10 protein-coding genes are annotated in these 12,591 nt (G+C 56.6%); 7 read left to right on the top strand and 3 right to left on the bottom strand.

The features are described 5' to 3' along the window. Positions 1-26: 26 nt before the first annotated feature. From DTF_RS0115265 to DTF_RS0115255, 3 genes are all read right to left on the bottom strand, one after another. A complete protein-coding gene (locus DTF_RS0115265; protein ID WP_027716020.1) occupies positions 27-557 on the bottom strand; it encodes a hypothetical protein in 531 nt (176 codons plus the stop codon). 138 nt (positions 558-695) lie between these two features. Further along, a complete protein-coding gene (locus tag DTF_RS0115260; protein ID WP_027716019.1) occupies positions 696-1,868 on the bottom strand; it encodes a porin in 1,173 nt (390 codons plus the stop codon). 152 nt (positions 1,869-2,020) lie between these two features. Then, a complete protein-coding gene (locus tag DTF_RS0115255; RefSeq protein WP_027716018.1) occupies positions 2,021-2,293 on the bottom strand; it encodes a DUF4242 domain-containing protein in 273 nt (90 codons plus the stop codon). A 692-nt stretch (positions 2,294-2,985) separates the two neighbouring features. On the opposite strand from DTF_RS0115255, the gene DTF_RS0115250 reads away from it, so the two are divergent. The 7 genes from DTF_RS0115250 to DTF_RS23840 form a co-directional block, all read left to right on the top strand. Next, on the top strand, positions 2,986-4,146 hold the full coding sequence (locus DTF_RS0115250) for an iron-containing alcohol dehydrogenase (RefSeq protein ID WP_027716017.1): 1,161 nt from the start codon (positions 2,986-2,988) through the stop codon (positions 4,144-4,146). Continuing rightward, positions 4,146-5,366: a nitrogen regulation protein NR(II) gene (locus DTF_RS0115245; protein ID WP_027716016.1), complete on the top strand. Its 1,221-nt coding sequence runs from the start codon at positions 4,146-4,148 to the stop codon at positions 5,364-5,366. Before DTF_RS0115250 ends, DTF_RS0115245 begins: the two co-directional genes overlap by 1 nt. Beyond that, positions 5,351-6,718 carry a sigma-54 dependent transcriptional regulator gene (locus DTF_RS0115240; protein ID WP_027716015.1) on the top strand — a complete coding sequence of 456 codons (1,368 nt, stop codon included), beginning with the start codon at positions 5,351-5,353 and terminating at the stop codon, positions 6,716-6,718. The genes DTF_RS0115245 and DTF_RS0115240 overlap by 16 nt, the downstream gene beginning before the upstream one ends. A 738-nt stretch (positions 6,719-7,456) precedes the next feature. After that, a complete protein-coding gene (locus tag DTF_RS0115235; protein ID WP_027716014.1) occupies positions 7,457-8,662 on the top strand; it encodes an iron-containing alcohol dehydrogenase family protein in 1,206 nt (401 codons plus the stop codon). 209 nt (positions 8,663-8,871) lie between these two features. Beyond that, entirely contained in the window at positions 8,872-9,774 is a 903-nt protein-coding gene (locus DTF_RS0115230; protein WP_027716013.1) for a MoxR family ATPase, read from the top strand. A 2-nt stretch (positions 9,775-9,776) separates the two neighbouring features. After that, complete coding sequence (locus DTF_RS0115225; protein ID WP_027716012.1) at positions 9,777-11,168, top strand: VWA domain-containing protein; 1,392 nt, start codon at positions 9,777-9,779, stop codon at positions 11,166-11,168. Positions 11,169-11,212: 44 nt separating this feature from the next. Further along, positions 11,213-12,591 (top strand): PAS domain-containing sensor histidine kinase (locus DTF_RS23840; protein ID WP_226989372.1); only part of this gene is annotated, 1,379 nt, incomplete at its 3' end.

The raw sequence follows: 12,591 nt of genomic DNA, 5'->3' as shown, positions 1-12,591 counted from the left end.
ACCCCCCCCCCGGCAACTCGTCATGACTAAAAGGGCAGGGTTCCGTACCCCATCAGGCTGAATGCCGGGGTCAGAAGGCAGGTGAAACTCAGGACAATAAACATCACTGCGGCTACCTTCGGATTGACTTTGCCGTAAGTTACGCCGGTTACAGTAAAGCAGATAACGACGAACGTAAGGTTCATGAAAGCCAGATAGGGAGTGACGCCGATAAAGGTCGTACCATCGGCCTTCACGCCGCCGCCGGTGGCAAAGAAAAAAGCATAAACGGCACAGACGAGACCGACAAGCAGTGCGCCGTTTCCGACGGTACGCAGATCTGTCACTCCCGTCATCAGGGCATGGCCCGTCTGAAGATAAAGAACGCCGAAGACGAAAAGCAGCCCGGCTGTAAAAGGGTCGGTAAAAACCGCCGCCTGAAGAGTCGCCCCCAATACAACGAGGATGCCCACGATTGCGCTGACAAAACCGGTCGTTTTGGCTTCACCGTAACCGAGGAAAAACAGGCCGACCGGAACCCACATGATGCTGATCAAAACCAGAAGAGCTAAAGTCATAATCTTTCTCCATTGATTATTCCCTCCCGGCCGGCTTCATTGGCGGCGCGGGAAAGATCGTTTTCGACAAAGCCGCTCGTGATCCTTTGCCCCGATAAGCCGTCAGGGGCATCTCACCCCTGACAGCTGTCTTTGGGATCAGAAGTTGACTATCGCACCCAGGGCAATGGTTTTGGTTTCCTCTTCGGCGCCGCCGGACGAGATTTCGTTTATGTTGTATTCGGCGACGAGGTTGAAATTGTCGTTCACGGCGTAGAACAAGGCCCCGGTGACGGTTTCGTTTTCCAACTCATCGACGAGTTCAAACTCAAGCTCGTTCTTGCCATAGGAGCCCACAACCCTCGCATTGCCGATGATGTAGGAAGCCTGGAGGAGATAGCCATTGCTGTCGAGTTCATCTCCCGCCTCTGTGAGGGGAATGCCAAGAACCGTATCGACACCGGGTCCGAGCAGGAGGCCTACACCTTCCGCGCTAAAGCCGGAAGCGTGGAGGCCCAGGCCCGCAATCCTCGCCTTGATGCCGTAGGAGATCCCGGTAGAATCGATATCTTCCGTATCGCTTTCGGACTGCTGGTGGAGAAAGCCGGCCCAGGCGGTGATATTGCCGTTGGCCAATTTGTAGTTGTAGGTCAATTCCCCTTCGAATCTCGGCATGTCCTCTTCCGCGTTGGGCCCCGTGGTGGTGCGGGAGGGGTCGACCAGGCCGATCGCCAGCTTGAAGCCGGCCAGGTCGGGGGAGCGGTAGGTGATCTGCGCGGCGGGCATCGGGTAGATGTATCCCGTGCCGATATTGCCGAAAGACACATTGGCGCCGTCGATGAGACCAAAGGTGTCGCTCACATTGCCGTAGCCGAGCAGGATCTCGTCGAGAAAGATATTCGAGCGGCTGAACAGGCCGAAGTCCTTGCCGAGAAGGACCTGACCCCAGTCGCTGCCCACGGTGGCGTAGAACTGGCGGACATCGATGCCGGTGTCGGTGATGCCGTGAGTCCCGCCGTTCAGATCATCGCTGTCGTTGATTGTCACCCAGAAGGAGGAACGGCCGCCGAGTTTCAGGTCGCCGACCTGCTTGCTGAAGTTGAAGCCGATCCAGTTGGGCAGAAAACCCATTTTGACCCGGGACTGCGTGCGGTCAGTGTCGGCAATCTCGTTGTCGCTGTCGCTATGAACATAGAACGTGTTGAAAGAACCGTCGACGCCGAACGTCGCCCCTTCCTTGTCGTAGAGGACGATCTCGGCTGATGCCGGGGTGCTGATTGCCAGAACCACGAGGCATGCAAGCAAAGCAGTGAAAAATTGTGCTGATTTCATAAAACTTCCTTTCTCAAAAGTGTCATGGCTGTTTCGGCCTCTGACAGCAAGCAACAAATTTGAAACGGCAGAGTTCCTTGCCGGGAACCCGGACGATCATCGATCGGGCTGGTTGAAAATTCTTTGACAATGTTGATTGCGAGAGCCTCGGGTTATTCCGCGGTCGTTGGATCAATCATGGCCTTGACTTCAACGACGGCGTTTGCCGGGAATCCGCCCTGCAAGGCATGCTCTCGAACAGCATCTTCATTGGGAGCGATGTAGACACAGAAGATTTTGTCCATGGTGACATAACTCTGGACCCACTGAATTTGCGGACCCATTTCCCGCAGGATGCCGCAGGACTTCCGGGATATCGACTGAAGCTCCAGGGGGGAAAGATTGCCCGCCTGCGGTATTTCACGTTCAACGATATATTTCGGCATCACATGCTCCTTTCAGCGCCAATCGCTTTTTGCACATATCGTTTTCCCGGCATTGGCGTTGTACCTCTTGGGGTTAATAACGCTTTTTTGTTCATCTCTGCCTCCATGAAAAGTCACAAAAACGATTGAAACTTCAGTGTTTCCTTTTCCCTGTAGCCATCTCTCCAAAAGGGGGTTTGCCGATCGCGCGATCAGGCAAGGAGGATGGAGCTTTCGAGGTCGTCTTTTCATGAGTGCAACCGTGGTGCCAAGAAAATAAAACACTGGTATTTCAGTTAATATGCTGAAATAAAACGAAAAATTGAAATTTTTATGTTTTTAAGATTGTGGAAAAATGGGATATGTCTTTTCTGTTTTACTTCTGTTCCGGTCGGGCGCCTGGAGCTGTCCGCCAGTGAATATATTTCGGGTAGAGCGGGGCTAGGATATTGAAAATCGGGCATTTGCGACCCGAGGTAGGCCTTCCGTGGCAGGTTGCGTTTTTCCTATCATGCGGAGTAAACTGGATCATTGGGGAACTCTTCCCCACCGTGGAGATTTCTCGCAGGGCGCATTCGGGGTTTATTTACGATTTTAAAACTATGTTTGTCAAAACGGCACGACTGTTGCTAATGTAAATTGATATCGCTGAACGGATTCGTCCAGAGCGAACCAGGCGCGCCGGATTTTTTTCAACAGGAAAGACGGGATTTATGGTGAATACGGGCAGCACTCACTGCAAATTCGAAGTTCCGGAGATCATCTTCGGACGCCGGCTCCTGAATCAGGTCGGCTCCTGTGCCAGAAGGATGGGGGGCAAAAAGGTTTTTCTGGTCAGCGATCAGGGTGTATTCGAGGCGGGCTGGGTCGATGTGGTCATGCGCAGCCTGCTGGAGGAGGGGCTGGCGTTCGTCTTCTACGATCAGGTGACGCCTAATCCCAAGGACTTCGAGATCGACCAGGGAGCCAGGGAATATATCCGCCATGGCGCCGACGTCATTGTCGGACTGGGCGGCGGAAGCGCCATGGACGCCGCCAAGGGGATCGCCATCCTCGTCTCCAACGGCGGCAGCATCAAGGATTACGAGGGGTCCGATAAGATTCACCGGCCCCTTCCGCCTCTGGTGCTCTGTCCGACCACCTGTGGAACGGGCTCGGATGTTTCCCAGTTCGTCGTCGTGAACGACACGGAAAAGCACTGCAAAATAACAATAATGAGCCGCTGCGTGGCGCCCGATATCAGCCTGACCGATCCGGACACCCTGGAGACGCTCCCCGATGAATACGTCTGCACCACCGCCACCGACGCTCTCAGCCATGCGGTGGAGGCCTTTTTCTCCGTCGCCTCTTCCAGCCTCACCGACGTCAACGCCTTGAAAGCCATTCGCCTGCTCTCCAAAAGTTATGTCCGCGCCGTTCGCGAGCGCCGCCCGGAAGATCTCGAAAACCTCTCCAGGGCGAGCCTTCACGCAGGCATGGCTTTTTCCAATTCCCTGCTCGGTATCGTGCATGCCCTCGCTCACCCGATCGGGGGCCTCTACAACGCCAATCACGGCAGCGTCAATGCCGTGCTCCTGCCGGAAGTGCTGCGCTTTGATATCCCGGTGGTGACGGAGAAGCTTCCCGAACTGGCCTGGGCCCTCGGCCACCATGTCGATGAAGATTCGAGAGGGGGGGCGGCGGAGATAGCCCAGGAGACAATCGAGTCGCTCCTCGATGCCGGCTGCGCCCCCCGCTCTCTTCGCAGTCTTGGAGTCCGCTGGGAAGATCTTCCGGATCTCGCGGAGAAGGCGACCAGGGATGTATGCATCCTGACGTCGCCCCGGGAAGCCGATGCCGACGACCTGCTCAAGATTCTGGAAAAGGCTTTTTGATGGACAAGATCAAACATGCCCGGGTCGACGAAGCCCATCTCGATCAGCTGCTGGGGCTGAGCAGCTCCAAAATCGGCTTTTACGCCGATGTGAAGCAGAAGATCCAGGAACTCGAAGCCGCCAATATCGGCCTGCGAGCCAAGAAAAGCGAACTGCAGGCGGTCTTTGACGCCATCAGCGACGGGCTCATCGTCTTCGACCACCGTGCGGTCATCCAGCACCGGAATCATGTCTGCGCGCGGCTGTTTCCGGCGCAGACCCTGGTGGGCAAGGGGTGCCGGCACATCTTTCACAAGGATAGAAGCCGAGCTCCGGAGAGCTGCCCGGTAGAGCGGGCTCTGGCCGGAGAGAGCTGCCAGGTTTCGATAACCTTCTCCAGGGATGAAGAAGGGAAGAGCCTTCCCCGCCATTTCGACATCAGCGCCACTACCATCGAGGATCCCTCCGGCAGCAACCGGGCCCTGCTGTTTCTGCGGGATGTGACCGAGAAGCGTACCCAGGAACTTCAGCTGATGCAGGCAGAGAAGATGTCCTCCCTCGGGGTGCTGGCCGCCGGAGTGGCGCACGAGATCAACAATCCCCTGAACTCAGTGGCGGGATATGCAGAGGCGCTGCTGCGCCGGTTCCGTGACGCTCCGGATCTGGCGGTCGACCCCCGCCTGGAGGATTTCCAAGGGTACCTCAATGTCATCATCCGTGAGGCGTATCGTTGCAAGGGGGTCATCGACGGTCTCCTGAGTTTCAGCCGCAAGTCCGACGGCACCATCAGTGCCGTCGATGTCAATGAATTGATGAAGGAGGTTCTGGAGCTTCTCAGGCACAAATCCCGTTACGACAAGGTCTCCATCGATTTCGACGGCTGTGCCGACCCCCCGGTCGTCAAGGGTGATGCCGCCGCTCTGCGCCAGGTCTTTCTGAATCTGGTGCTGAACGCTGTCCAGGCCATCGACGGCCCCGGTCTGGTGGCGATCTCCACGGCGGTCAAGGGGGACGAGGTGGTCGTCAGGGTTCGGGATACCGGCAGCGGGATAGCCCCGGAGACTCTCGATCAGATATGGAATCCCTTCTTTACCACCAAGTCGGTGGGACAGGGTCTCGGACTGGGGTTGGCGGTTTCATATAATATCGTCAAAAAGCACAGCGGAGAAGTACAGGTGGAAACGGAGATTGGCAAGGGAACTCTCTTTTCGGTAAGGTTGCCGGCATGTCGGGAAAAATAGATAAAAACATCAAGGTTCTGGTCGTCGAGGATGAGGCGCCGCTTCGGGAGCTGCTGCAGGCCGAACTGACGAGGAGCGGCTACAAGGTCCATGTCGCTTCCGGCGGCGAAGAGGGACTGAACCGATATCGGGAGGAAGTCTACAGCGTGGTTCTTCTCGACGTTCGGATGCCCGATGCGGACGGGGTGGACGTCCTGCGGCAGATGCGGGCCGAATCGAACATCCCGGAGATCATCATGTTCACCGGCCACGGCAATATCGAGACGGCTGTCGAGTGCATCAAGCTCGGCGCCTACGACTACCTGACCAAGCCCGTAAAGCTGGATGAGCTGGAAATGGTCCTCGATAAGGCCTATGAAAAGAACAGGCTGCGGGTCGAGAACATCAATCTGAAGATGGAGGTCGGCAAGCTGGACAATCACCGGATCGTCGGCAAGAGCCCGGCCATGATCAAGGTGCTGGAAACGGTCAAGCGCTGGGGGGGGGTCGACGAACACGTGCTCATTTTCGGCGAGAGCGGCACCGGTAAGGAACTCATCGCCCGGGCCGTTCACGATGCCAGCCGTCGCGCCGACAAGCCCTTCGTCACCGTCAATTGCGGCCGTCTCAACGTGCATACCGCGGAAAGCGAACTCTTCGGGCACATGCAGGGCGCCTATACCGGTGCGCTGAAGGGGAGGGCCGGGCTCTTTGAGCTGGCCGATACAGGCACCCTGTTCATGGACGAGGTTTCCGAGATGCCCCTCGATGTCCAGGTTAAACTGCTGCGTGTCCTGGAAACCAGCACCTTCAGACGCCTGGGCGGTAACCGGGACATCAGCGTCGACGTGCGCTTCGTTTTTGCGTCCAACAAGAACCTGAATGAGTGCGTCGCCCGGGGCGATTTCCGCGAAGACCTCTATCATCGAATCAATCTTTTGCCCATCAATCTGCCCCCCCTGCGTGAGAGGCGCGAGGACATCCTCCCCTTGGTATGGCATTTCCTGCGCACGGGAAACGATCGGCGGGGGGAGAGCTGGGAGATCACCGAAGAGGCGATCCTGGCCCTGTGCGCACACGACTGGCCCGGCAATGTGCGGGAGTTGAGCAATACGATCCGTCGGGCATGCATCCTTGCCCACGAAACAGTGATTTCGACGGAGCTGCTCCCTTTCTCCCTCCCCAAAAACCTGCTGCTGAATCAGGGCGGCGGAGTGGAGGTGGAGACGGTTCCCCTGTGGGTGGTTGAACGCGACCATATCCAGAAGGTCATCGAAAAGGTCGAAGGGAACAAGAGCCGGGCCGCAAAGATATTGGAAATCGATCGAAAGACGCTATACACAAAACTCGAAAGGTACGGCCTCTCCGCCTGACCGCAAGCTGGTGCATTTCTCCCCACATCCTGCTCCAAGGCAGTGATAAATATTCTTTTCCCGAAGAGGTCCGGGTCCGGTCCCCCTCTCCTTTTTTGATAACATCCCGTTTTCACTTGCGAAACCCTTTTCAGAAATACCCCCTCCTTTCATGTGTGGCGAAAATACACAATGAGGAGAAAGTCCCCGGCCGTTTTGCTCTATTTTTCTCATCCCCTTCAACGCGACCGTCAACGACCCATCCGGGCATCAAAAAGCAAGCAGCCTTAAAACATGAATTAGATTTCTCAGGGAGCTCTCAGGTCCTCCCTTTTTGACTTTGGGTCGAGGGGCACCTTTTTTTTTGAGGCCTTGCAACCATTCCTTTTCATCATTTTTTTCCTGCTGACGGGGCGAAAATCCCCACTGTGGGAAAAATACCTAGCCAAAACAAACCTCGTTTATAAAAAACTGTTACATATTTCCCCGACCCGGTTCTCCCTTGTCGCTCATTGAGGAAAATGGTCGATATAACGGCTGTTTAAACCATCGTTATACATTGGCACTCTCCTTGCTCTATCCTCGTTTGCGCGATCAAGAAGGGCAAGAAGGATGTTCAGACGGTCTCGATTCTTTGTTCGGAAGAGATCTATAACCCTGTTCTAATGAAGTGACGTCCGGAGCAGGAATCCTGCCGGCAACTCGGCAGGTTTCATCCCACATCGAAGCACCACCAACCGAAAAAGGAGGAAACACGCAATGCCACATTTCAAAGACCAAAAACGCACCCTGAGCCTTGAAAAACAAGAGTACCCCATCAAGATGCAGCACGCCTATCCCTCGGTCAATATCGGCTGGGGCGCGCATACGATGGTTGGCAACGATGCCAAAGCCCTGGGCATGACCAACGCCCTGATCGTCACCACGGGTCTTCGGGGAACCGGGATCATCGACGCCATCCAGGGGGTTTTGAAGCACGCGGGCGTCGCCTCAGAGGTTTTCAGCAAGGCGACCCCCAACCCCAAAGACTTCGAAGTCATGGAAGGCGCCAAGGTTCTGGCTTCCGGCAAATTCGACGGCCTTATCAGCATCGGCGGCGGCAGCACCACCGACTGCTGCAAGGCTATCAAGCTGGTTTACAGCCATGACGGTCAGGACGTCCGTTCTTTCGAGGGCGCCTTCAAGGCGACCAAGCCGAACAAGATCCCCCATCTTGCCATCAACACCACTTCGGGAACCGGTTCGGAGGTCTCCTGCTTCTCGATCATCAATCACACCGAGAAGATGTACAAGATGGCCCTGTTCGATCCCAACTGCACCCCGAGCAAGTCCGTCAACGACCCCCTGCTTCATCAGTGCATGCCCCAGGAACTGGCTGCCTATACCGGCATGGATGCCTTGACCCATGCCGTAGAAGCGATCGCATCCCGCCTTTGTGTGCAGTCGGCCTACGGCCCCGGCCTCTGGGCGATCACGGAGATCTTCGGCAATCTGCGCCAGTCGGCGAACAACCGCAACAACGACAAGGCCATCGAGCAGATGGTCTGGGCCGAAATGGCCGCCGCCTACAGCTTCAACAGCGCCGGTCTCGGCATCGTCCACAGCATGGCCCACGCCATGGGCGGTCTCTACGACTCGCCGCACGGGCTCTGCAATGCCATCGCCCTGGTCGACGTCTGTCGCCTCAACCTGCCGGCATGCCCCGAGCGCTTCGCCATGATGGCCCGCGCCGCCGGCATCGACACCAACGGCATATCGGACATGAAAGCCGGCGAGAAGTTCATCGACATGATCCAGGAGCTCAAGGACGACCTGGGGATCACCACCACCTTCGGTGACCTCGGCCTGCAGGATAAGGATCTCGACGGTCTGTCCAAGTTCGCCGCCGCTGATATCTGCTCCGAAGGCAATCCCGTGGATATCGGCTTTGAAAATATGCGCGCCGTTTTCAAGGGATGCATGTAAGACATTGCAGTTGGTAAGCTGAAGTAAGGGGCTGCTGGTTCTGGGGAACACCACTCCTGGCGCCGGCAGCCCTTTTATATTTAAAAATTTTGAAAAGTTGTTAAACCCGTACACGGATCAAATTTGATGCACGCGGATAAGATCTGATTTGAAGCTTACGAATTCAAAAATAGAGCAGAAACTTAATTGCAAGAAGCCGCGAGGTAGAAATGATAACCGAACAGAAGGTAAAAGAGCTCCTCCGCACCGGGGGTTACATTGCCGATGAGGCCATTGCCACCGCCGTTTTTCTCGCCCTGCGGATGGAGAAGCCGATCCTGATCGAGGGACCTCCCGGTGTCGGCAAGACAGGCCTCGCAAAGACTCTTTCCCAGGTCATGGATCTGCCGCTGGTGCGGCTCCAGTGCTATGAGGGGATCGACGAAGGCAAGGCTCTCTACGATTGGGAATACGGCAAGCAACTGCTCTATACCCAGATGCTGCGCACCCAGCTCGACAATCGGCTTTGCGCCGCTAACGATCTTCGCGACGCCGTTGAGCAACTGGCCAGCGAAGAGAGCCTGTTTTTCTCCCGTAATTTCCTGGTGCAGCGCCCGATACTGCGCAGCTTTCTGTCGGAGAAACGCTCGGTGCTGCTGATCGACGAAATCGACCGTTCCGATGATGAGTTCGAAGCGCTGCTGCTGGAGTGTCTGAGCGATTTTCAGGTCTCCATCCCGGAGCTTGGAGTTCTCGAGGCCATCAACAAACCACTGGCGATCCTCACCAGCAACGGCACCCGGATGATCTCCGACGCTTTGCGTCGGCGCTGCCTCTATCTCTACATCGATTACCCCGAGATGGAACGCGAGGTCCGGATAGTCAGGGCCCGCTTCCCCGATCTCTGTGACGAGCTGGCACAACAGATGGTCGGTTTTCTGCGGAAAGCCCGCGAGCTCAACCTGCGCAAGCCGCCCAGCGTCTCCGAGACCCTCGACTGGGCTGAGGTTCTCTCCATTCTTCATGTGACCAGATTGACTCCGGAAGTGGTTGCCAATACCGTCGGCGTGATCTCCAAGCATCAAGCCGACCTGAAGCAGGTGATCGAGCTGGCGGTAGGGGAACTGGGCTAGGCATGGAAGCCATCATCACCAGGTTTGTCGCCGAACTGAGAAGGGAAGGGCTGCGGGTATCTCCCGGAGAGAGCCTCGATGCGGTCTGCGCCCTCGCTTACGGAGGGCTTGAAGGGCGCTGCCAGGTGCGCAGCCTGCTGCGCCTGACGCTGGTGAAGAATGTCAACGACATCCCCGCCTTCGAGAAGGTTTTTAAACGTTTCTTCAGCAGCTACCCGGAAGGCATGGGAGTGGATCCCGCCGACCTGCTCGATGAGGCGATCATCAGCATGGAGGGGGAGGCGATGCTCGGCACCAACCCTGAGATGGTCAATGAAAACATGTCTCTGGCGATGGTCGAAGCCGGCCTGAGCCCCGAAGATCTGAAGGATCTGCAGCGGCTCAAAGAGATCGATCTCGATCAGCTCGACGGGTCGGAGATGGAAATACGGCTCAAAGGCTACCGGGGAGAGGCGGGAGCCCCGCGGCCCTCCATGCGGATGCCTCAGAATCCTGTCACCATGGCCTTCAAGCCCCCGAGCGGACAGAAGCGCGACGTGACCTTTTCGCAGCAGGAACTCGATGCGATGCAGGATGCGGTCTCACGGATGATCCTGCGTCTGAAAAAGGATATCCGCCGAGTGAAAAACAGGGAAAACCGAGGGAAAATCCATGTCATCCGCACAATCCAGAAAAATTATCGCAACGGCATGGTGCCTTTTCTGCTGGAATTGCGCCGCAAGCGCAAACAGAAGCCGAGACTCGTGGTTCTCTGCGACGTCAGCTTCTCCGTCAGCCATGCGTCGCAGTTCATGCTGCTGTTGCTTCATACCCTGCACAACCGCCTGATGGATGTCCGCAGCTTCATATTCAACGCGGAGCTGGCGGAAATCACCGAGATGCTCTCCAACTCGCCGATCAACACCATGATGAAAAACATCGACAGCGGCGAGATCGTCAACCTGGACGACAACAGCGATTACGGCAAGGTGTTCCTGACCTTCAAGGAAAAATATCTCGAAAACCTGCGCGGCAGACCGGCCGTGATTTTTCTCGGGGATGCCCGCAACAACTATAATAAGGCCAATGAGTGGGTGCTCGATCAGGTTCGCGAGAAGGCCGGCTACATGCTCTGGCTGACTCCGGAAGATCGATCGCTGTGGAAAAGGGGCGATTGCCTGATCGAAGAGTATGGGGCCTGGTGCGACAAGGTCGAGGTGGTTAAGAATGTCGAAGAGTTGAACCTGATTGTCGAAGATCTCTTCCGCAACCTCTACCTTGAAGAGGAGCACCGGTCCATGAAGTCCGTCAACAAGGTCGAGGAAGATCAGGAATATGACTATCGCGATTATTACACCCGCGGCGGCAGCGGTTCGGCGCCGAGTCTGGATCCCGAGGGTCGGAGCCACTGGTGACCAGATAACCTGACAATTTGCTTGTTGCCCTTGAGGAAATCCCTTTGAAGAATCGGAGAAAAATTCCGACCGAACAGATCGAATTGGAAGCGAAGGTCGAGGAGCTGCGACGTTCCCGGGAGGAACTCGAGGCGTCGAGGAACAAGTACGCTCTTCTGTACGATTTCGCCCCGGTGGGCTATTTCACCTTCGACCCCGAGGGGCTCATCCGTTCGGTCAACCTCACGGGCGTGCGCCTGTTGGGGATAGACCGTTCCGCCCTGATCGACCATCGCTTCGAGCATTTTGTCGCCGACGAAGATTGCTTTGTTTTCGCCAATTTCATTCGAACGGTCTTCGCGGGCCAGGGAAAGGAGACCTGCAGACTGCGCCTCGCGACGGGAGGTCCTCAACCTCTCTATGTCCGGATCGAAGCCATGGCGACCGAATCGGGGGAAGAATGTCTGGCAGTGCTGGTCGACATCACCGAGAAGAAAGGGGCGGAGCAGGCGCTTTCGGAGAGTGAATACAACCTGGCCAAAGCCCAGTCCATGACTCATGTGGGCTCGTGGAGCTTCGATCCCGTGACCGCCGAGGTGAAGGCTTCGGACGAGCTGCTGCGCATCCTGCGCCTGCGACCGGAAGAGACGACGCAGGAGGCTTTTGCCCGCGTGGTCCACCCCGAGGATCATGAGAACGTCATGGCGCATCTTCGCCGGGGTATCGACCATGGCAAGAGTTATGAAATCGAACATCGCCTGCAATTTGACGACGGCACCTCCAAATGGGTCTATACGATCGTCGAGCCTTCGGTCAACAGTGCCGGCAAGGTGGTAAAACTCTACGGCACCACCCAGGACATCACTCAGCGCAAGCAGGCCGAAGTCGAACTGCGGAACAAGACCAATGAGCTGCAGACGATCTTCGACTCGATCGGCGACGGCATCACGGTCTATGACCATGACGGGCTGATCCAGCATCACAATCTCATAAGTCCGCAGCTCTTTCCCAAGGAGACCGTGCCGGGGAAGTCGTGCCGGGAACTTTTTCATCCGGAAGCCGCCGCACAGCCGCGGGAGTGCCCGGTCGAAAAAGCTCTCAAAGGCGAGCGAGTGGATACGACTCTTGTTCTCCCGCGAGAAGGGCAGAAAATCCGGTATGTGGAGCTTACCGCCACCCCCATAAGAGACGCCTGGGGCGAAAAAAACCGCGCCCTGGTCTTCTTCCGGGACGTCTCGGAAAAGCGGCTGCAGGAGATGCACCTGATCCAGACCGAGAAGATGTCGAGTATCGGCGTGCTGGCCACCGGCATCGCCCATGAGATCAACAATCCCCTCACCTCGGTGGCGGGCTTCGCCGAAGCGCTGCTGCGTCGCTTTCGCGACGAACCGCTCCTGAAAGCGGATGCACGGCTGGACGTCTTCGAGCATTATCTGGAGATGAT

Source organism: Desulfuromonas sp. TF (assembly GCF_000472285.1).
Taxonomy (GTDB): Bacteria; Desulfobacterota; Desulfuromonadia; order Desulfuromonadales; family ATBO01; genus ATBO01.
This window is presented reverse-complemented; position numbering and strand designations above follow the sequence as displayed.